Here is a 21,055-nt window from a genome sequence, read left to right on the forward strand (position 1 = left end):
CAGAAAATTCGCTGTGATGTGGAGGACGTTGGAAGCAGCGAGGATTCGCAGGCGAAAAAAAACCGGGGCAATGTGCCCCGGCTTGATGTTTTCGATGCAGCTTTGCGCGTTACCAGAAACGCTGCTGAGTCAGGCGGCTCCACCAGCTCAGCAACAGACGATCGACCGAACCGCTGGCCGCCATACCGATACGTTCTTGCAGGCTTTTACGCTCGGCGTAATGCAGATGATAAAGCTCGGACTGCTTGGCACGTTCGGCGAGGTACTCGTCGCTGGTCTTAAGTTCGTCCACCAGTTGCTTGTCGAGTGCCGCGACACCGAGCCAGATTTCACCGGTGGCCACATCGTCGATGGCCAATTGCGGCCGGTAGCGAGCAACAAAGTTTTTGAATAGCTGATGAGTGATATCCAGGTCTTCCTGGAATTTCTCCCGGCCCTTCTCGGTGTTTTCGCCGAACACCGTCAGGGTGCGTTTGTATTCGCCAGCGGTGAGGACTTCGAAGTCGATGTCGTGCTTTTTCAGCAGGCGATTGACGTTAGGCAACTGCGCCACAACGCCGATGGAACCGAGAATCGCGAACGGCGCGCTGATAATCTTCTGGCCGATGCACGCCATCATGTAGCCGCCGCTGGCCGCGACCTTGTCGATGCACACGGTCAACGGCACGCCTGCCTCGCGGATACGCGCCAGTTGCGATGACGCCAGGCCGTAGCTGTGCACCATGCCGCCGCCGCTTTCCAGACGCAGCACCACTTCATCCTTCGGCGTCGCCAGGGTCAGCAGCGCGGTGATTTCGTGACGCAGGCTTTCGGTGGCCGAGGCTTTGATATCACCGTCGAAATCGAGCACGAACACCCGGGGTTTGGCCTCGGTTTGTTTCTTCTGTTTTTTCTCGGTTTTAGCCTGCGACTTGCGCAAGGCCTTGAGCTGATCCTTGTCGAGCAGGGTTTGCTCCAGGCGTTCGCGCAACCCTTTGTAGAAATCATTAAGCTTGCTGACCTGCAACTGGCCGGCAGCCTTGCGCCGACCTTTGCTGCGCAATGCCGCAAAACTGGCCAGGACCACCAGAATGGCGATCACCAGGGTCACGGTTTTGGCCAGAAAACTGGCGTACTCGGTGAGAAACTCCACAGGGACTCCTTAAACGATGCGCGGCTCGAACGCGCGCGGGATACCTCCAGCATACCCATGCGCCGGCCTTGCGACCAGCCGCGAAACCTCTGGCAACAGGCCTGTAACGAGCATTTCAAACAAGCGTATGTTTTTTCATTGACAGCTCACCGCCATCCTCATAACCTCGCCAAACCTTCAACGTACCGGGATGACGCGGACGTGGGCAGCATCTATTTGATTCGACATGGCCAGGCCTCCTTTGGTGCAGACGACTATGACGTCCTGTCGCCGACCGGTATTCGCCAGGCAGAAATCCTCGGCCAGCACCTGGCCGAGCTCGGCATCAGCTTCGACCGCTGCCTTGCCGGCGATCTGCGCCGCCAGCAGCATACGGCCAATAGCGCGCTGGAACAGTTCGCTGCGGTGGGCCTGCCTGTGCCGATCCTGGAAACCGATGCCGCCTTCAACGAATTCGATGCCGACGCGGTGATCCGCGCCCTGCTCCCGGCGATGCTGCCGGAAGAGCCCGAAGCGCTGAACATCCTGCGCAACGCCGCGCAAAACCGTAGCGAATTCCAGCGCATTTTCGCCCTGATCATCGAACGCTGGCTATCCGGCACCTACGACACACCGGGCCTGGAAAGCTGGCTGGGCTTTGTCGAGCGGGTTCAGGCCGGTTTGCAGCGGATCCTCGAACAGGCCGACAACACCCAGAAAATCGCCGTGTTTACTTCCGGCGGCACCATCACTGCCCTGCTCCACCTGATTACGCAAATGCCTGCCAAACAGGCCTTTGAGCTGAACTGGCAAATCGTCAACACCTCGCTCAACCACCTGAAGTTTCGTGGACGCGAGGTGGCCCTGGCTTCCTTCAACAGTCATGCGCACCTGCAACTGCTGAAGGCCCCGGAACTCATCACGTTTCGCTGAGTCCGGACTATTGTGACCCTGGCTGTAACCACCCAGCGCTTTATTACCCAAGAAAGGATCGAACCATGACCTCCGTAGCTGATGCCGTACAAGCAATGAAAGCCAAGTTCAACCCAGCCGCTGCTGCCGGTCTGGACCTGGTCTTCGGTTTCCGCATCGACGACACCAAGAACTTCTCGCTGATCGTCAAAGACAGCACTTGCGAGCTGCAAGAAGGCGAAAACCCGGACGCCCAAGTGACTCTGGTGATGGACGGCGAAACCTTGCAAGGCATCGTTGACGGTTCGACCGACGGTATGCAGGCGTTCATGGGCGGCAAACTGCGCGCTGAAGGCGACATGATGCTGGCGATGAAACTGTCCGAGCTGTTCCCGAGCTAAGCACGTCGCTCCCGACTTACGGGAGCGCACCTGCCTGCCAACGAATCCCGCCCCTTGTGGCGGGATTCGTCGTTTTCGGCCTCATGAAACGACCACCTGCGGATTTGCCGTCTATATTCCTTCTGGCCGCATGCGTCAGACATCGGCCGTTTGCCCCTCGATCCTTTTGCGCGGAGCACTGCCATGAGCCCACCTGACGATCACGACGGTTTCAATCGCCGTCGTGTACTGCAAGGCCTTTCGGCAGGTGCCGTCGGTGCCTGGATCAGCCCGCTGTTCGCTGGGAGTAAAACCATGCCCGATAAACCCGCCGACCTCATTCTGTATAACGGACGCCTGCACACCGTCGACCGCAAAAAACCCCAAGCCAGTGCCGTGGCGATCAAGGACGGCCATTTTGTGGTGGTCGGCAGCGATGCCCAGGCCATGGCCCTGCAAGGACCCGGCACGCAAATCGTCGACCTGCACGGGCGCACGGTGATTCCCGGTCTCAACGACTCGCACCTGCACCTGATCCGTGGCGGCCTCAACTACAATCTGGAACTGCGCTGGGAAGGCGTGCCGTCGCTGGTCGATGCCCTGCGCATGCTCAAGGAGCAGGCCGACCGCACGCCCACGCCGCAATGGGTGCGGGTGGTCGGTGGCTGGAACGAATTCCAGTTCGCCGAAAAACGCCTGCCCACCCTCGACGAATTGAACAAGGCCGCGCCCGACACGCCGGTGTTTGTCCTGCATCTCTACGACCGCGCCCTGCTCAACCGCGCGGCGTTGAAAGTGGTGGGTTATACCCGCGACACGCCAAACCCGCCGGGCGGGGAAATCCAGCGCGACACCAATGGCGACCCGACCGGCATGCTGATCGCCCGACCCAACGCGATGATTCTGTACTCGACGCTGGCCAAGGGACCGAAGCTGCCACTGGAATATCAGGTCAACTCGACCCGGCAGTTCATGCGCGAACTCAATCGCCTGGGTCTGACCAGCGCCATCGATGCCGGTGGCGGTTATCAGAACTACCCGGACGACTATCAGGTCATCCAGCAATTGGCCAAAGATCAACAACTCACCGTGCGCATTGCCTACAACCTGTTCACCCAGAAACCCAAGGAAGAGCTGACCGATTTCAAGAACTGGACCAGCAGCGTGACCCTGCATCAGGGCGACGACTTCCTGCGGCACAACGGTGCCGGGGAAATGCTGGTGTTCTCCGCGGCGGACTTCGAAGATTTTCTTGAACCGCGCCCGGACCTGCCGTCCAGCATGGAGCAGGATCTGGAGCCGGTGGTCCGCCATTTGGTGGAACAGCGCTGGCCGTTCCGCCTGCACGCCACCTACAACGAATCGATCAGCCGCATGCTCGACGTGTTCGAGAAGGTCAATCGCGACATTCCGTTTGATGGCTTGCCATGGTTTTTCGACCACGCCGAAACCATCACCCCGCAGAACATCGAACGGGTCAAAGCCCTCGGCGGCGGCATTGCGATTCAGGATCGCATGGCGTTCCAGGGTGAGTACTTCGTCGACCGCTACGGCGCCAAAGCCGCCGAGCACACGCCGCCGATTGCGCGCATGCTCGCCGAAGGCGTGCCTGTGGGCGCCGGCACCGATGCCACGCGGGTGTCGAGTTACAACCCGTGGACTTCGCTGTACTGGCTGGTCAGCGGTCGCACCGTCGGCGGTCTGGAGCTGTATCCGCAAGGCTTGAGCCGCGACACCGCGCTGGAGCTGTTCACCCACGGCAGCGCCTGGTTCTCCTCCGAGCAAGGCAAGAAGGGCCAGATCAAGGTCGGGCAACTGGCGGATCTGATCGCGCTGTCGGCGGACTATTTCCACATTGAGGACGAAGGCATCAAAGGCATCGAATCGGTGCTGACCATCGTCGACGGCAAGGTCGTCTACGGCAGCGTCGAGTTCGAAAAACTCGGCCCGCCGCCGATTCCGGTGGTGCCGGAATGGTCGCCGGTCGCAAAAGTTCCGGGGCACTGGAAACCCTTGGCGCCGCTGACCGCGCAGGTTCATCAATGCGTCGGGGCCTGTGCGGTGCATGCGCACAGTCATGAACGGGCGCGGTTGTCGAATGCGCCGGTGAGCGATTTTGCCGGTTTCTGGGGGGCGTTCGGCTGTTCTTGCTTCGCGTTTTGAAGTGAGACCACGCATCTGTGGCGAGGGGGCTTGCTCCCGCTCGAGCGCGTAGCGCTCGCATAAAATCTGTGGCTGCCGATTTTTTGGGGCTGCTGCGCAGCCCAGCGGGAGCAAGCTCCCTCGCCACGGGTGAACGGTGCTCCTACAATGCGAGCACCTCCCACACCGGCCACCCCATGGACATCGACCTCGCCCGCACCTTTCTGGAAATCGTCCGTCACGGCAGCCTCGCCGCAGCCGCCGAAAAACTCCACGTCACCCAGACCGCCATCACCGCGCGGGTGCAAAAACTCGAGAGCCACCTGGGCAGTACGCTGTTTGTGCGAAACCGCGCCGGCGCCCGCCTGACGCCCAATGGCGAAGCCTTCGTGGTGTATGCCAATCAACTGGTGGAAACCTGGGAAGCCGCGCGCCGTGACTTGCCGCTACCCGAGGGTTATCACGACGTGCTGCACATCGGCGGCGAGGTCAGTCTGTGTAATCCGCTGATGCTCAGTTGGGCCGGCGAACTGCGCGAAAAGATTCCCGGCCATGCCCTGCGCATGGAAATCCGCGATGGCGAGAACCTGCTGCGCCAACTGGAGCTGGGGGTTCTGGATGCCGCGCTGGTCTATCAACCGGAATACGGGCCACGCCTGCAAGTCGAGCAGATTCTGGAAGAAAAACTCATCCTCGTCCGCCAACCCGGCCGGGCCGACCCTTACGTGTACATCGACTGGGGCGAGGATTTTCGGCGCCAGCACGATGCCGCCCTGCCGGAAAAAGCCAGGGCGCCCCTGAGCTTCAATCTCGGCCCGCTGGGCTTGCAGTACATTCTGGAAAACGGCGGCAGTGGCTACTTCCGTACCCGCGTGGTGCAGAGTTACCTGGAAAGCGGCGCGCTGGAGCAAGTGCCCAAGGCGCCGGAGTTCAGTTACCCGACCTATCTGGTTTACTCCCGCGACCGTGATTCGCCAACCCTGCAACGGGCCTTCGACCTGCTGCGCGAAGTCATCCAGTCCGATGACGACTGGTCGCAACGCTGGAACCCGCTGACCTGAGTCGCCCTGCACCGGATCATGGCATTTGTGTCATCAGGTTCGGCCAGCCAAAACGCCGGAATCGACTACTCTGCTGGAGATAACAATAACGACAGGTGATTGCAGTGAGGCAGACCACCGAAGCATTCCGCAGCCGCTACCGCGCCAACATTCATCCACTCTATAACCCATGGCTGCACGGCACCTTCGTGCTCGTGTTCGGCCTGATGGCGATTACCGTCTTCTGGAGCAGCGTGCATCAGGTGCTACCGCTGGAATGGCTGGCGGTGCCACTGACCCTGTTGTTTTACAACTTTGGCGTGTACATGGTGCATCGGCACCTGGGCCATCAGAAAAAGAACTTCGCGCGCCTGTTCTATGCCCGCCACACTGGCGACCATCACAGTTTTTTCGCCCCCGGTCACATGACGTACAACAGCGCCCGCGACTGGCGGGTGATTTTGTTTCCAGCCTGGCTGATCGTGTTGCATACGCTGGTCATTACCCTGCCCGTCTGGTGGCTGCTCAGCCAGTTCAATGCCAACGTCGCGGGAATGGTCGGGGGTTGTCTGGTCCTCGGTTACCTGGCCTATGAGGTGTTCCATGCCTGTGAGCATCTACCGCCGCACAATCCGCTGACTCGGCTGCCGTGGATTCGCCAGATGCGCCGCTTGCACGAGCTGCATCACCGCCGCGAGATGATGCAGGAGCGCAATTTCAACATCGTTTTTCCGTTGATGGACTTCCTGTTCGGCACCCTCCACTGGGAGCCGGAAGACGCCACCCCGTACCTGACGAGAACACCCATGACGCGCATGCAGCATCAGATCGACATTGCCGGAAGTCCCGTTGCCGTACTTGCCTATGCCAGCACCGTGACTCGGTGGCCGGAATGGCACCCGTCTTCGCTCAAGATCAATGCGCAGCGCGGGCCGTTGCATGCCGGGGCACGGTTCGAAGAAGACATCCGCGCTGGCGAGCGCGAGGGGCATTTGAGTTGGGTGGTCGATGAGTATTTGCCCGGGCGACGCTGGGTTGCCCGGGCTTACGGCGACAACGGCCTGTCTTTGCTGCTGACTTACGAATGCGAATCCGCAGGCGAAGGCACGCGATTTGTTCGCACGCTGGAGTATGAGTTCAGCGGTCTGATCATGCGCGTTGCCAACAAATTGCTGCTCAAACGACGCATCGATGACGAATCGGCCGCGTCGATGCAAGCCTTGCGCGAAATGGCGGAAAAACACCTGGTGCTTTCGGGAGCTCGCGTGTGAGGCGATCGTTCAAGTTTCGCCATGGGCTGTTGCTGCTGATCGTGGCCATCGGCGCCTTCCTGCTGCTGATGCCGACCAAAGTCAAACCGGTGGCCTGGAGCCCGCCACCGGCGCCGTCCCTCACCAGTGGTGTCTACGCTGATAACCAGCGCCTCAAAGGTGTGGAGCGCGTCGGCGCGGCGGATATCGACGGGCCGGAGGCGCTGTTGCTCGAAGGCGATACGCTGATCACCGGCCTGCATGACGGTCGGGTCATCCGCACCAGCCTGGACGGCAAGGTCACTAAAGTCCTGACCGATACCGGCGGCCGACCACTGGGCCTGGCCCGCCATCCCAATGGTTTGCTGGTGATCGCCGACGCGGTCAAGGGCTTGCTGTCGCTGGACGCCCAGGGCCGCCTGGTGGCACTGACCACGACCGCCAGCGGTGTGCCCTTCGGTTTCACTGACGACGTGGCCATCGACAAGTCCGGGCACTACGCCTATTTCAGCGACGCCTCCAGCCGCTTCGGTTATGGCAAGGACGGTGAGGCGATCATCGAGCATGGCGGTGACGGGCGATTGCTGCGTTATGACTTCCAGACCGGGAAAACCGCGGTGCTGCTGGACAAGCTGGAGTTCGCCAACGGCGTCGCTCTGGGCCCGGACGACAGCTTTGTGTTGGTCAACGAAACCGGCGCCTATCGCATCAGTCGTTATTGGCTGAGCGGACCGAAAGCCGGCACCCATGATCTGTTCATCGACAACCTGCCGGGCTTGCCGGACAACCTGTCCTTCAATGGTCACGATCGCTTCTGGGTGGCGCTGTATGCCCCGCGCAACGCGCTGCTCGATGCCACGGCGGAGCATCCCTTGGTGCGAAAGATGATCGTGCGGGCCATGACCGTCTTGCCCAAACCGGTGGAAAAACGCGCCTTCGCGCTGGGGCTGGATCTTGAGGGTAAGGTCATCGCCAATCTGCAGGATGGCAGCAGCGGAAACTACTCGCCGATCACCACCGTGCGCGAATATGGGGAGTGGTTGTACTTGGGTTCGTTGAAAGCGAAAAACATGGCGCGATTGCCGCTGAGTAAAGCGTTGCAATAAACCTGTAGGAGCGAGCCTGCTCGCGATGAGGTCCTGACAGTCGACATTGATTTTGAATGTGCTGCCGTCATCGCGAGCAGGCTCGCTCCTACAAGGGTTGGGGTAAACCAGCACTACCGGGGATCAACCTCGCCATCGCGTTCCGCATTATCGGTTTCTTCGCGCATGCGATCCCGGTCGATATCCGTACCGTCGTCCTGGTCCATGGGGATGGCACCTTCGTTGTTCGGCAATTCGTCAATTCCCGGCTCGTCTTCCGGATTGACCGCAGTCCGGCCGGGACTCAAAGGTTCGGGATGGGTTGGAATGGGGTCGTAGCCGCCCTGCTCTTCACTGGGAAATTTTGGGTCTGTCATGAGGCACCTCGTGTCGAGCCGTCAAGTCGGGCTCTGAACATTCGAGGTGCCGGTTAACATCGCCGTTCCAATTATTCAGCCACCGATGGTCGGTGGCTCATGACGGTGCGTCAGGACGGCGATTGAAGTTGTTTGACGATCCTGTCCTTGACCTCCAGGCGCTTGGCCTTGAGCCTGGTCACTGCGTCATCGCTGGATTTGGCTTCCTCTGCCTTCACCACCTCAGCATCCGCCTGCGAGTATTTATTTATCAATGAATCCAGTAACGGATCATTGGTGCGTTTCTGCTGGATTTCTTCCTTTGTTGTGAAATTCAAATCCTTGTAAAGATCGTGTGGCACCGGCATGGAACACCTCCGTTTGTTAATCGGAAGCAAACGCGACTGATTGCGTTCGCCAACTATCAGAATGGCCTTGGTTTGCCGGTTCTGTCGACCATCTGTCAGACCAGCGGTGGCCGTTCGTCGCCCTGTCGCAAATGCGATAAAACCTTTACCCGCGCCGCAGCCTCCACAGAATAACGATCAACTCGATCGCCAATAAAAACTGTGTGGAGAAGAACCAATGGACGGATTTAACCTGCGCCACCTCACGCTGGCCATCGCCCTGAGTACCAGCATGGGCGCGGCATTCGCGGCGACCTCCAATGATTTTGTCGACAAGGCAGCCGCCGGCGGCATTGCCGAGATCGAGACCAGCCGACTGGCGCTGGAAAAAAGCCAATCGGCAGACGTCAAGGCTTTCGCCAACATGATGATCACCGACCATTCCAAGGCCAACGACGAACTGGCCGCCATTGCGAAAAAGAACGACATCGAAGTGCCGGACACCACGACGCTGGTGAAACAGGCCAAGGAAAAAATCCTCGATATGCGTGATGAGTCCTTCGATGCGGCCTACGCCAATAATCAGGTGAAGGCTCACGAAGACACCATCGAGCTGTTCAAGAAAGAAGCCAACACCGTGACCGACGACAAAACCAAAGGCGCCACCGAGCTCAAGGGCTTTGCGCAAAAAATGTTGCCGGGACTGGAAAAACACCTGGATATGGCGAAAAAGCTTCAGGCCGCCCATCCGGACAAATAACACCCTCACACACAAAGAGGCCGCATCCAGGATGCGGCCTCTTTGTGTGTGAGGGTTCCACCTAGCCACCGTCGGTGTCGATATCTGCATCGGTGTCATCACTGGGCTTGGGTCGATCAGGATTGGGTTTGAAGCCCGGGCTGAATTCATTGTCGTTATCGGTATGGCGATTTTTCTGATCAACCGCCGAGTCACCACTTTGTGGTTGCGGGGTTGCTTCCTCGGGCTGGCCAAGGTTGTCACGCTTGGGTTGGTCTTTCATGAGTACCTCCCATCAATGCAAGCTCACGACTGAAACTGTCAGGCCTTGATGTTTCGAAGCCGTGACACAGGCAACGTTCCATCGGATGGATCAATACACCGCGATCTCTACTGTGCAAGGCACCTGTAGGAGCTGCCGAAGGCTGCAATCTTTTGACGTCGGCACATGTTGCAGAAGATCAAGATCGGGATCAAAAGATCGCAGCCTTCGGCAGCTCCTACTACAGTCCGTATGCACATCCGATAAAAAACCTGTGGTCGCCGAACAACTATTTGTTGCGGCAAATGTCACTGCTTTGCGCCGGTCATTTTTCAGGGAATCGGCTGCATACAATCAAGGAGTCAAGTCTCATGGCGGCACTGCAATCCAGCACTCTCGATGCGATGAAAAAAAACCAGACACAACTGCTTGCCGAATGGAAAAACGGCCTTGAGGCCAGTGGCGCCACGCGCAATCTCAAAGAGCAGGATCTGCAACAGCAGACCTCGGAATTCCTACATCTGGTTATCTCGGGTCTGCAAAATGGCAACGGCCAAAACATTGCTGCGTCCGGCTGGGATGAAATTCGCCAGTTCCTCGACAAACTCTCCCATAGCCGCGCCCTGCTCGGCCAGGATTCGCACCAGACCGCCAGTTTCATCTTCTCGTTGAAAGGCCCGCTGTTTGCCCTGTTGCAGAATCATTACCAGGACAGCCCGGCCCTGTTGGCCGAGCAACTCTGGGAAATCTCCGAACTGCTCGACGCTCTGGGCATGCACACCATCCGCACCTTCCAGAAGTCCCGCGAAGCGGTGATCAAGCGCCAGCAGGAAGAGTTGCTGGAACTGTCGACCCCGGTGGTCAAGCTCTGGGACGGTGTTTTGGCGTTGCCGATGATCGGCACCCTCGACTCGCAACGCACCCAAGTGGTGATGGAATCGCTGTTGCAGCGGATCGTCGACACCGGCTCCGAGATCGCCATCATCGACATCACCGGCGTACCGACCGTCGACACGCTGGTGGCGCAACACCTGCTCAAGACCGTCACCGCCATTCGCCTGATGGGTGCCGATTGCATCATCAGCGGTGTGCGCCCGCAAATCGCCCAGACCATCGTGCACCTTGGGCTGGACCTGCAAGGCGTGGTGACCAAGGCCAACCTGGCCGATGCCCTGAAACTGGCCCTGACCCGGTTGGGACTGACCGTCAGCAAGGCGGATTGAGCCGATGGAACGCATACCGATTTTGCAAATGGGCGACTTCCTGCTGGTGACCATTCAGGTGGACATGCATGACCAGTTGGCCCTGACCCTTCAAGACGACTTGTCCGAGCGCATCAGCCGGACGTCCGCGCGCGGCGTGTTGATCGATATTTCCGCGCTGGACATGGTGGACTCGTTCATTGGTCGGATGATCGGGACGATTTCCGGGCTGTCGAGAATCATGGATGCCCAGACGGTACTGGTCGGCATGCAACCCGCGGTGGCCATCACCCTGGTGGAGCTTGGCCTGACCCTGCCCGGTGTCAGTACCGCGCTGAATGTCGAACGCGGGATGAAACTGCTTCAGGAACGAGTACGCAACCAATGACTGTGCGCAGCAGCGGCACTCATCCGATTCACATCGAGCAGGACGTGGTCCTGGCCCGCCAACTGACGCGCAAGCTCGCTCAGGAATGCGGCATGCGCCTGATCGACCTGACAAAACTGGTGACCGCGGTCAGCGAATTGGCGCGCAACACCATGGTGTATGGCGGTGGCGGCGACATGGACTGGGAAATCCTCGATGAAAACTCGCGTACCGGCCTGCGCCTGCTCTTCCGTGACGAAGGGCCGGGCATTCCCGACATCAAACTGGCCATGACCGATGGCTGGACCTCCGGTTCCGGTTTGGGCCTGGGCCTGACCGGTGCCAAGCGCCTGGTGAATGAGTTCGAACTCGACACCGCGCCAGGCAAGGGCACTCGCATAACGATTACCCGATGGACATGAATATCAGCGGTTCGATGACACAAGTGCTGGTCATCGAGGACAGCAGCCAGATCGGGCATGCCCGACGCACCGCGCAGAGACTCGCGGAACAACACGGCTTCGATACCACGGATGCGGGACGTGTGGCGCTGGTCGCCACCGAGCTTGCCAGCAACATTCTCAAGCATGCGGCCCGTGGCGAATTGCACCTGAGGGTTTTGCCCCGCGCGAATGGCGCCGGCATCGAAATGCTCGCCATCGACCGCGCCCAAGGCTTTGATTTGCACGCGTGCCTGGCCGACGGTTTTTCCACCGGCGGCACCCAGGGCATTGGCCTTGGCGCCGTGTCACGGCAGACTGAAGTGTTCGATGTGTATGCCGATTCACGGGGTGCCGTGCTGCTCACACGGTTGTATCCGCGAACGGACAAGGCCCCGGACCGACGCATTGGTGTCAGCCAGCATTCGTTGCACCACGATCCCGCTTGCGGCGATGTCTGGCACCTGGCGTTTGACGGTCCGCGCATCAGCGCCCTGGTGATCGATGGCCTCGGTCACGGCGAGGAGGCGGAACGCGCCGCCCGCGCCGGGGAGAAAGCCTACGCGCTGATGCCGTTCGCCTCCCCGTTGCTGTTGCTGGAGGACATTCATCAAGCCATGACCGGCACTCGCGGCGGCGCACTGGCCATTGCCCAGTTCGACGGTGCTGGCGACGCGTTGAAATTCGTCGGCATCGGCAATATCGGCGCCTGTCTGATCGCGCCGGACAAGTCCCGCGGCCTGGCGTCTCATCCGGGCATCGTCGGCGGCCAGTATCGAAAGGCGCAACCCTTTGACTATGCTCAGGTGAACGGACAGCTATTGATCATGTACAGCGACGGCCTGCAATCGCGTTGGAACCTGCAGGACTACCCCGGCCTGGTGCACCGCCATCCCGCCGTCATCGCTGCGATTCTGCACCGCGATTTCTGTCGTGGACGGGACGATGTCACGGTGTTGGTCATTGCTCTGGAGGCCGACCATGGCTGAATTACCCATCAGTCAGATTGATGAACAAGCCGCACTGATCGCCCGCCTGCAAGGCGAAGCCAATGCCCTGCGTGAAGAGCTGGACGAAACCAACCAGGGCGTTCTGGCGCTCTATGCCGAACTCGACACCCAGGCTGAACAGTTGCGCCAGGCTTCGGACCTGAAAAGCCGTTTCCTGTCGTACATGAGCCATGAGTTCCGCACGCCTTTGGGCTCGATCCTCAGCATCGCCAGCCTGCTCTCCGACGAGCTCGACGGCCCGCTCAGCCCCGAGCAGCACAAGCAGGTTGCATTCGTCAGCAATTCCGCCCGCGAACTGAGTGACATGGTCGACGACTTGCTGGATCTGGCGAAGATCGAGGCCGGGCGCATCAGCATTTCGCCGGCCTGGTTCGACATGTTCGACCTGTTTTCCGCGTTGCGCGGCATGTTTCGCCCGATTGTCGATGCCAGTGCGGTTGACCTGATTTTCGAGGAGCCAGTGGGGCTGCCGCAGTTGTATACCGACGACAAGAAACTCGCGCAGATCCTGCGCAATTTCATCGCCAACTCGCTGAAGTTCACCACTCATGGGGAGGTCCGGGTCTCGGCCCGGCTGGAAAACAGCGATCACGTACGCTTTGCCGTCAGCGACACCGGAATAGGTATCGCTCCTGATTTACATGGCGCATTGTTTGAAGACTTCTCCCAGGTCGATTCACCGCTGCAAAAACGCCTGCGCGGCACCGGGCTCGGATTGTCCCTGTGCAAACGCTTCGCCGAGTTGCTGGGTGGCGAAGTCGGAATGCAGAGTACGCCAGGCATTGGCTCGACCTTTTTCGTGATCATCCCGCTGGCCATCGCCGTGGAGCCTGCCGATGAAGCGTGACATCCGATTACTCATCGTCGACGACAACATCGCCACGCGCTATGCCCTGCGCCGCCGCCTGGAGAACCATGGCTATGAAGTGCTCGAAGCAGGCACGGGTAGCGAAGGCCTGGAACTGATCGACAGCGTCACCCTCGATGCGCTGATTCTCGACGTCAACCTGCCGGACATGAGTGGTTTCGACATCGTCCGCAAACTGCGTTCCGACCCCGCGACGGCCCTGCTGCCGGTGATCCACGTGTCGGCGGCGTCGATCCAGACCGGCGACATCATCACCGGCCTGGACGCCGGCGCCGATGCTTATCTGATTCACCCGGTGGACCCGGATGTGCTGCTGGCGACCCTGCGCACCTTGCTGCGGGTGCGCGAAACCGAAAATGCCCTGCGTGCCAGCGAGGCGCGTTTTCGCGAGATTTTCGTCAACGTTTCCGCACCCATTGCGGTGCTGGATGCCGAGATGAAAGTGCATGAATGCAACCATGCGTTCGCGCAACTGATTCAGGACAATCGCACCCCGGACACCTTGCTCGAATGTTTCGCCGAGGACCAACAAGCGGTCATCGAAGAACTGCGCCTGCGGCTGGCTTATGGCGAACGCTGGAAAGGCACCTTGAGCATGCGAGTCGGCGGCGAAATTCGCGAAACCGAGTGGCAGATTTCGCCCTACCGCACGCCGGAATTGAGCCTGGTATTCGTTGAAGATGTCACCGAACACCGGCACCGCGAACGCTCGCACCTGGCGCGGCTCGACGATGCCACGGAACAGTTGGCCAAGGAGGTCGCCGAACGAGCGCGCACCGAGGCGCAGCTGTTGCAGGTGCAGAAAATGGACGCGTTGGGCAAGCTGACCGGCGGCATCGCCCACGACTTCAACAACCTGCTCACCGGCATCATCACCAGCCTGGAGCTGATCCAGAAACGGGTCGCCGAGTCCCGCACCGACAAGGTCCAGTTCTACACCGAAGCGGCGTTGAACTCAGCCATGAGTGCAGCCGCCCTGACCCATCGCCTGCTGGCCTTCGCCCGACAACAACCCCTCGACACCCGGCCGGTGGACATCAACGAGCACATCCGCTCACTCGAAGAGCTGCTGGTGCGCACCATCGGCGAACGCATTTCGCTGAAACTGGAACTGACCTCAAAAGCCGCGATCGCGCTGGTTGACCCGATTCAGCTGGAAAGCGCCGTGCTCAACCTGGTGATCAACGCCCGCGACGCCTTGCCCCAGGGCGGCAATGTCTGGGTCAACACCTATGCCGCCTACTCCCACGGCGACCCCAATCTGGCCGATGGCGCGTACGTCGCCTTGTCGGTGCGCGATGACGGCACGGGCATTGAGCACCACGTGATCGACAAGGTGTTCGATCCGTTCTTCACCACCAAACCCTTGGGCCAGGGCACCGGGCTCGGCTTATCCACCATCTACGGTTTCGCCCGGCAATCCGGGGGCGATGCGCACATTCGCAGTGTGGCGCGGCGTGGTACCGAAGTGACCATCATGTTGCCGGCCAGCTCTGATCCCACCATGAGCGAAGCGGCGCCGGTCACCGTCGATCCGCAAGGGGCCGGCGAGCATGTATTGATTGTTGAGGACACGCCGTCGGTGCGGATGTTCGTGGCAGAAGTATTGGTGGACGCCGGGTATCGCTGCACCCAAGTGGCGGACATCGAAGGTGCCCTCGAACGCCTGCAGAAAGACGAGTCCATCGACCTGCTGCTGACCGACGTCGGCCTGCCGCGCATGAGCGGCCGAGAGCTGGCCGACGTCGCGCGCGGCTGGCGCGAGAAGCTGCCGATCCTGTTCATGACCGGCTACGCGGAAACCGCGCTCAACCGTCAGGTGTTTCTGGGTGATGGCATGGAAATGCTGATCAAGCCGTTCCAGATCAAGGAGCTGCTGGACAAGGTACGACGCACAATCGACGGCGCTTAAGATCAAAAGATCGCAGACCTGAAGGAGCCCACAGGTTGTGTGAACGCCACAGATCCCTGTGGGAGCTGGCTTGCCAGCGATGGCGATTTCAAGCGCACCATCGCCAGCAAGCCGGCTCCTACAGAATGGTGTGAATCCACAGGTTGTGTGAACGCCACAGATCCCTGTGGGCGCTGGCCTGCTGGCGATGGCGATTTCAAGCGCGCTATCGCCAGCAAGCCGGCTCCTACAGAATGGTGTGAATCCCCAGGTTGTGTGAACGCCATAGATCCCTGTGGGAGCTGGCTTGCCAGCGATGGCGATTTCAAAGGCACCATCGCCAGCAAGCCGGCTCCTACAGAATGGTGTGAACCCACAGGTTGTGTGAACGCCACAGATCCCCGTGGGAGCTGGCTTGCCAGCGATGGCGATTTCGAGCGCGCCATCGCCAGCAAGCCGGCTCCTACAGAATGGTGTGAATCCCCAGGTTGTGTGAACGCCATAGATCCCTGTGGGAGCTGGCTTGCCAGCGATGGCGATTTCAAAGGCACCATCGCCAGCAAGCCGGCTCCTACAGAATGGTGTGAACCCACAGGTTGTGTGAACGCCACAGATCCCTGTGGGAGCTGGCTTGCCAGCGATGGCGATTTCAAAGGCACCATCGCCAGCCAGCCGGCTCCTACAGATTGAGCGCCCTCGCAAGGAACGGTGCCGTCCGGCTCTTCTTGCTTTTCGCGACTTTCTGCGGCGTCCCTGCAACCACAATCCTGCCGCCCTGATCCCCCGCCCCCGGCCCGATATCGATCACCCAGTCACTCTGCGCCACCACGCGCATTTCGTGCTCGACGACGATCACCGTATGCCCCGCCGTCACCAGGTTATTCAACTGTTCTAGTAAACGGTCGACGTCCCGTGGGTGCAATCCCGTGGTGGGTTCATCGAGCACGTAAAGCGTTGCCCCACGCTGGTTGCGTTGCAGCTCGGTGGCCAGTTTGATCCGCTGGGCCTCACCACCCGACAGCTCCGTCGCCGGTTGGCCGAGACGCAAGTAACCCAGGCCAATATCGCGCAATACCTCCAGCGAGCGGCGGATCCCCGCTTGCTCGGCAAACACCTCGACCGCTTCGTCGACGGTCAATTGCAGCACCTGGGCAATGTTGCGGCCCTGCCAGGTGATCGCCAGCGTCTCGGGGTTGTAGCGCGCGCCATGGCAGGTCGGGCAAGGTGCATAGACGCTGGGCATGAACAGCAATTCGACGCTGACAAACCCTTCGCCTTCACACGTCGGGCAACGCCCCTTTGCGACGTTGAAGGAAAACTGCCCGGCGTCATGGCCAGCGGCTTGAGCCTCGGGCGTGGCGGCGTAGAGCTTGCGCACGTTGTCGAACAGGCCGGTGTAAGTTGAGAGGTTGGAGCGCGGGGTGCGGCCGATGGGTTTCTGGTCGACCTGCACCAGACGCTTGATCGACGCCAGTCCTGCGGTGACCTGCCCTCCGCTGACTTGCGGGGTGTCGTCTTCAAGGTTCAGTTCTTCCGGCTCACTGTCGGTCGCCGGACGCCCAAGGTGCGCACCGACCAACTCCAACAACGCCTGACTGACCAGACTCGATTTGCCTGAGCCGGAAACGCCGGTGACCGAGGTAAAACAGCCCAGTGGAAACTCGGCACTGAGGTTGTTCAGGTTGTTGCGAGTGATGCCTTCCAGGCGCAGCCAATCGCTGGCCTGGCGCGCCGTACGGGGCTGACTGACGTGTTCAGCGAACAGGTAGGCGCGGGTTTGCGAGTCCTTCACATCGGCCAGACCCGCCGGTGCGCCGCTGTACAGCACCCGCCCGCCATGCTCGCCCGCCGCCGGGCCGACGTCGATCAACCAGTCGGCGCGGCGCATGGTTTCCAGATCGTGCTCGACCACGAACAGGGTATTGCCAGCGGCTTTCAGGCGTTGCAGGGCTTCGAACAGCGCCTCGCCATCCGCCGGATGCAGACCGGCCGAAGGTTCGTCCAGCACGTAGATCACGCCGAACAACTGCGAGCCAAGTTGCGTCGCCAGGCGCAGGCGCTGCAACTCGCCGGACGACAGCGTCGGCGTGCTGCGCTCCAGCGCCAGATAGCCGAGGCCCAAATCAGTCAGGGTGCTGACCCGCTCCAGCAAGTCCTGGGCGATACGTTGCGCGGCCAGACGTTTTTCCACCGACAGATTCGGCGTGTGCCGCACGTCCGGAGCGTTGGCGTGGCCACTGGCGCCGTGGGCCACCCGTTGTTCACGGGCTTCGCGGGTCTGGGTGTGGGTCAACACCTCGCCCGCTTCATCGCCCTCTTCAAGATAATGCTGGGCCGCCACCGGTTTCAGCACTTCGGCGACTTGCAGCAGCGGCATCTGCGACAACTCGCCGATGTCATAGCCAGCGAACGTCACCGACAACGCCTCGCGCTTGAGGCGCTTGCCGTCGCACAACGGGCACGGGCTGCCGAGCATGAATTGCGAGACGCGCTTCTTCATCAGCGCGCTTTGCGAGTGAGTAAAGGTATGCAGGATGTAGCGGCGCGCGCCGGTAAAGGTGCCTTGGTAACTCGGTTCCATCTTGCGCTTGAGGGCGACCCGGGTTTCCTCCGGCGTGAGCCCGGCATACACCGGCACTGTCGGGGTTTCTTCGGTGAACAGGATCCAGTCGCGCTGCTTTTTCGGCAGTTTGCGCCAAGGGATGTCGACGTCGATGCCCATGGTCACGAGGATGTCGCGCAGGTTCTGCCCCTGCCACGCCAAGGGCCAGGAAGCGACGGCGCGCTGGCGGATCGTCAGGTTGGGGTCCGGCACCATCAACGCTTCGGTGACTTCATACACCCGGCCCAAGCCGTGGCATTCGGGGCACGCGCCTTGGGGTGTGTTGGGTGAAAAATCCTCGGCGTACAGCATCGGCTGTCCCGGCGGATAGCTGCCGGCGCGGGAGTACAGCATGCGGATCAGGCTCGACAGCGTAGTCACGCTGCCCACCGAAGAACGCGTGCTCGGCGTGCCCCGCTGTTGCTGCAAGGCCACTGCTGGCGGCAGGCCTTCGATGGAGTCGACATCCGGCACGCCGACCTGATCGATCAACCGCCGCGCGTACGGCGCCACCGACTCGAAGTAGCGCCGCTGCGCTTCGGCGTAGAGGGTCGAAAACGCCAGCGACGACTTCCCTGAACCGGACACGCCGGTGAACACCACCAGTGCGTCGCGGGGAATATCGACATCGACGTTTTTGAGGTTGTGCTCCCGGGCACCGCGCACCTTGACCATGCCGGAGGTTGGGTTGGGGCTGCGCGTGGAAGTCATCAGGTCGCCTTGTTTAATTTCCTGGAAAACAAATGACTGTAGGAGCTGGCTTGCCAGCGATCGCGTCGGGCCAATTGCTTCTTTATTGACTGCGAAGCCGCCATCGCTGACAAGCCAGCTCCTACAGGGGAATCGTGTTCAGCTGTTGAGGACGGTGCGAATCATCCGGGTCAGCGCGTCGGGGCTGTAGGGTTTGCTCAGCAAGTGGGTATCCGGGCTGAGTTGATGGTTGCGCGAGATAATGTCACGGGTGTGCCCCGAGGTGAACAGCACCGTCACCGGCGGGTTTTGCACTTTCGCCCACGCCGCGAGGTCCGTACTCTTGATCAAACCAGGCATGACCACGTCGGTGAAAATCAGGTCCACCGCCACACCTTCCAGCAACATCTGCATTGCGGCGTCGGCATTGGCGGCCGTCAGCACCTGATAGCCCTCTTCGCGCAACAACTCCACGGTCGAAACGCGCACGGCTTCGTTGTCCTCGACCACCAGAATCTGTTCGTGGCCGCCCCGTTGCTGCACGTCGGGGGCGGTTGTTTCACTGCCCGCCGAGCGCAGGCTGCGCGGGAAATACATCTGCACCCGGGTGCCTTGGTCGACGACGCTGGACATCTCGATATGCCCGCCGCTCTGTTTGACGAACCCGAACACCATGCTCAAGCCCAGCCCCGTGCCCTGTCCGTCGGGTTTGGTGGTGAAAAACGGTTCAAACGCCTGCGCGAGCACCAGCGGCGCCATACCGACGCCCGCATCGGCCACCGATACACGCACATAGTCACCAGACGGGATGCCCTTGCCTGCGCAAAACGCGCGATCAAGGAAGATGTTCTCGGCGCTGAGGTCGATGGTCCCCTCGCCCTTCATGGCGTCCCGGGCATTGATCGCCAGGTTGAGGATGGCGTTTTCCAGTTGATTGCGATCAACGAAAACCTGCCAGGGGTCTGCGGGGGCGGCCAAATGGATCTGAATGGTTTCACCCAGCGCACGCTGCAACAGTTCGCCCAGGCCATCGAAAATCTGCTGAGGGGTGCAAATCGCCGGGGACAATGGCTGACGCCGGGCAAACGCGAGCAGTTGCGAGGACAGTTTTGCACCGCGCTCGACAGCGGCAATCGATGCTGCGACCCGGCGCTGGACGTTGGCGTTGTTCGGCTCATGGCGAGCCAGCAAGTGCAGGTTGCCGGCGATCACTTGCAGCAGGTTGTTGAAGTCGTGGGCCACGCCGCCGGTGAGGCCGCCAATGGCTTCGAGTTTCTGCGATTGCCGTAGTTGCTCCTCCGCCGTCAGCCGCGCTTCGACTTCGTCGGCGACCCGCTGCTCCAGGTTGCGGGTGAACCGGAGCAAAGATTCTTCGGCGATCTTGCGTTCATGGATGTCGATCAACACCCCGGGGAAACGAAACGGCTCACCCTGTTCATTGAACTCGCAGCAACCGCTGGCCAGTACCCACAGGTAAGTGCCATCGGGGCGCAGAACCCGATATTCGGCGTTAAAGGGTTCGCCGTTTTCCACTGATTGCTGGACTTGCTCCTGCACCCAACTGAAGTCGTCGGTGTGAATACGCGCTTCAGCAATGTCCTGCGGCAGGTTGTCCAGTGGCACGTCAGCGGGATAAGAAAAGGTCCGGGCGAAACGCTCATCGCCGCTCAGCACATTGCCTTTGACGTCCCAAACGAACGAACCGAGCAAGGCCCCGGCATTCAGTGCCAAGCGAACCCGTTCGTTGTCGGCGCGATAGGCGTTTTCGGCAGCCTGGCGCAAGCGTTCGGAAATCACGAACTCCGTGGTTTCGACCACCATCGCCATGACTCCGGCCGGGCATCCGTCATCATTGGCCACCGGGCTGTAATAAAGGTCCAGCCAGACGTCTTCGGGAATCCCGTTGCGTAGCAACACCAATTCCTTGTTGCGGTAGGACAAGGTGCCGCCGGCCAGGCAAGTGTCGACCACATGCCGATTGAACTCGGCGACTTCCGGCCAGCCCAGTTCTACCGGCGAGCCCAACAGATAAGGATGCCGCCCGCCGGCAAATTCCGAATAGGCATCGTTGTAGATCATGTACCCGGCGCGGCCCCAGAGCATCACCATCGGCAGTGGTGAAGCGAGCATCAACTGCACCGTACTGCTCAGGCTTCTCGACCACATATCGAGAGCCCCCAACTCGGTGCGACTCCAGTCGAACGCACGAATACGCTCGGCCATTTCGCCGCTCCAGCCGGCACATCCGTGGCTATCGTCAAGAAACTGCATCGGTTGGCTCTGTCCCGGTCATCCACACCCGTTTGTTTCGAGCATCGTGGGTGCCATTGGTTTCATAGAGGTATAGCTGAAGCGAAGAAA

General features: G+C 60.5%; 20 protein-coding genes. 14 read left to right on the plus strand and 6 right to left on the minus strand.

The window, feature by feature from the left end:
- Positions 1 to 109: 109 nt before the first annotated feature.
- The gene (gene sohB / locus KGB21_RS06625) at positions 110 to 1,132 is read right to left on the minus strand and encodes a protease SohB (RefSeq protein ID WP_034147183.1); all 1,023 of its coding nucleotides are present in this window, start codon (positions 1,130 to 1,132) and stop codon (positions 110 to 112) included.
- Positions 1,133 to 1,333: 201 nt separating this feature from the next.
- On the opposite strand from sohB, the gene KGB21_RS06630 reads away from it, so the two are divergent.
- The 6 genes from KGB21_RS06630 (at position 1,334) to KGB21_RS06655 (ending at position 7,941) form a co-directional block, all read left to right on the plus strand.
- Positions 1,334 to 2,044: a histidine phosphatase family protein gene (locus KGB21_RS06630; protein ID WP_034147184.1), complete on the plus strand. Its 711-nt coding sequence runs from the start codon at positions 1,334 to 1,336 to the stop codon at positions 2,042 to 2,044.
- A gap of 65 nt (positions 2,045 to 2,109) precedes the next feature.
- Positions 2,110 to 2,424: an SCP2 sterol-binding domain-containing protein gene (locus KGB21_RS06635; protein ID WP_007946492.1), complete on the plus strand. Its 315-nt coding sequence runs from the start codon at positions 2,110 to 2,112 to the stop codon at positions 2,422 to 2,424.
- A 294-nt stretch (positions 2,425 to 2,718) separates the two neighbouring features.
- Positions 2,719 to 4,566 (plus strand): amidohydrolase, encoded by a 1,848-nt coding sequence (locus tag KGB21_RS06640; protein ID WP_223504459.1) that lies wholly within the window; start codon positions 2,719 to 2,721, stop codon positions 4,564 to 4,566.
- 176 nt (positions 4,567 to 4,742) lie between these two features.
- The gene (locus KGB21_RS06645) at positions 4,743 to 5,606 is read left to right on the plus strand and encodes a LysR family transcriptional regulator (RefSeq protein WP_223504357.1); all 864 of its coding nucleotides are present in this window, start codon (positions 4,743 to 4,745) and stop codon (positions 5,604 to 5,606) included.
- 104 nt (positions 5,607 to 5,710) lie between these two features.
- The gene (locus KGB21_RS06650) at positions 5,711 to 6,856 is read left to right on the plus strand and encodes a sterol desaturase/SRPBCC family protein (RefSeq protein ID WP_223504359.1); all 1,146 of its coding nucleotides are present in this window, start codon (positions 5,711 to 5,713) and stop codon (positions 6,854 to 6,856) included.
- A complete protein-coding gene (locus KGB21_RS06655) occupies positions 6,853 to 7,941 on the plus strand; it encodes an SMP-30/gluconolactonase/LRE family protein (RefSeq protein ID WP_223504361.1) in 1,089 nt (362 codons plus the stop codon). The genes KGB21_RS06650 and KGB21_RS06655 overlap by 4 nt, the downstream gene beginning before the upstream one ends.
- A gap of 113 nt (positions 7,942 to 8,054) precedes the next feature.
- Here KGB21_RS06655 and KGB21_RS06660 read toward each other — a convergent pair whose 3' ends face one another.
- The gene (locus KGB21_RS06660) at positions 8,055 to 8,297 is read right to left on the minus strand and encodes a hypothetical protein (RefSeq protein ID WP_034147188.1); all 243 of its coding nucleotides are present in this window, start codon (positions 8,295 to 8,297) and stop codon (positions 8,055 to 8,057) included.
- Positions 8,298 to 8,407: 110 nt separating this feature from the next.
- Entirely contained in the window at positions 8,408 to 8,644 is a 237-nt protein-coding gene (locus tag KGB21_RS06665; RefSeq protein WP_034147189.1) for a DUF465 domain-containing protein, read from the minus strand.
- Positions 8,645 to 8,861: 217 nt separating this feature from the next.
- On the opposite strand from KGB21_RS06665, the gene KGB21_RS06670 reads away from it, so the two are divergent.
- Positions 8,862 to 9,383 carry a DUF4142 domain-containing protein gene (locus KGB21_RS06670; protein ID WP_034147190.1) on the plus strand — a complete coding sequence of 174 codons (522 nt, stop codon included), beginning with the start codon at positions 8,862 to 8,864 and terminating at the stop codon, positions 9,381 to 9,383.
- A 61-nt stretch (positions 9,384 to 9,444) separates the two neighbouring features.
- Here the strand turns inward: KGB21_RS06670 and KGB21_RS06675 are convergent, their stop codons facing one another.
- Positions 9,445 to 9,645, minus strand: coding sequence for a hypothetical protein (locus KGB21_RS06675; RefSeq protein WP_034147191.1), 201 nt, complete (start codon positions 9,643 to 9,645; stop codon positions 9,445 to 9,447).
- Between the two features lie 350 nt (positions 9,646 to 9,995).
- On the opposite strand from KGB21_RS06675, the gene KGB21_RS06680 reads away from it, so the two are divergent.
- From KGB21_RS06680 to KGB21_RS06710, 7 genes are read left to right on the plus strand one after another with little or no spacing between them, the layout of a single operon-like run.
- Complete coding sequence (locus KGB21_RS06680; RefSeq protein ID WP_034147192.1) at positions 9,996 to 10,847, plus strand: STAS domain-containing protein; 852 nt, start codon at positions 9,996 to 9,998, stop codon at positions 10,845 to 10,847.
- A 4-nt stretch (positions 10,848 to 10,851) separates the two neighbouring features.
- Positions 10,852 to 11,214: an STAS domain-containing protein gene (locus KGB21_RS06685; RefSeq protein WP_034147193.1), complete on the plus strand. Its 363-nt coding sequence runs from the start codon at positions 10,852 to 10,854 to the stop codon at positions 11,212 to 11,214.
- Positions 11,211 to 11,615, plus strand: coding sequence for an anti-sigma regulatory factor (locus tag KGB21_RS06690; protein WP_034147194.1), 405 nt, complete (start codon positions 11,211 to 11,213; stop codon positions 11,613 to 11,615). Before KGB21_RS06685 ends, KGB21_RS06690 begins: the two co-directional genes overlap by 4 nt.
- Positions 11,612 to 12,622 carry an ATP-binding protein gene (locus KGB21_RS06695; RefSeq protein WP_223504461.1) on the plus strand — a complete coding sequence of 337 codons (1,011 nt, stop codon included), beginning with the start codon at positions 11,612 to 11,614 and terminating at the stop codon, positions 12,620 to 12,622. The genes KGB21_RS06690 and KGB21_RS06695 overlap by 4 nt, the downstream gene beginning before the upstream one ends.
- Complete coding sequence (locus tag KGB21_RS06700; protein WP_223504363.1) at positions 12,615 to 13,490, plus strand: sensor histidine kinase; 876 nt, start codon at positions 12,615 to 12,617, stop codon at positions 13,488 to 13,490. The genes KGB21_RS06695 and KGB21_RS06700 overlap by 8 nt, the downstream gene beginning before the upstream one ends.
- Positions 13,480 to 15,423, plus strand: a complete 1,944-nt coding sequence (locus KGB21_RS06705; RefSeq protein ID WP_034147196.1) for a response regulator — start codon at positions 13,480 to 13,482, stop codon at positions 15,421 to 15,423. The genes KGB21_RS06700 and KGB21_RS06705 overlap by 11 nt, the downstream gene beginning before the upstream one ends.
- Before the next feature lie 39 nt (positions 15,424 to 15,462).
- Positions 15,463 to 16,092: a hypothetical protein gene (locus KGB21_RS06710; protein ID WP_223504365.1), complete on the plus strand. Its 630-nt coding sequence runs from the start codon at positions 15,463 to 15,465 to the stop codon at positions 16,090 to 16,092.
- On the opposite strand, the gene KGB21_RS06715 is transcribed toward KGB21_RS06710, so the two are convergent.
- Together KGB21_RS06715 and KGB21_RS06720 are read right to left on the minus strand one after the other, a co-directional pair.
- Positions 16,082 to 18,715, minus strand: a complete 2,634-nt coding sequence (locus KGB21_RS06715) for an excinuclease ABC subunit UvrA (RefSeq protein WP_223504367.1) — start codon at positions 18,713 to 18,715, stop codon at positions 16,082 to 16,084. The genes KGB21_RS06710 and KGB21_RS06715 overlap by 11 nt on opposite strands.
- Positions 18,716 to 18,853: 138 nt before the next feature.
- On the minus strand, positions 18,854 to 20,965 hold the full coding sequence (locus tag KGB21_RS06720; RefSeq protein ID WP_172668645.1) for a PAS domain-containing sensor histidine kinase: 2,112 nt from the start codon (positions 20,963 to 20,965) through the stop codon (positions 18,854 to 18,856).
- Positions 20,966 to 21,055: the final 90 nt, after the last annotated feature.

The organism is Pseudomonas sp. GL-RE-29, from assembly GCF_019947275.1.
In the GTDB taxonomy this organism is placed as follows: domain Bacteria; phylum Pseudomonadota; class Gammaproteobacteria; order Pseudomonadales; family Pseudomonadaceae; genus Aquipseudomonas; species Aquipseudomonas fluorescens_A.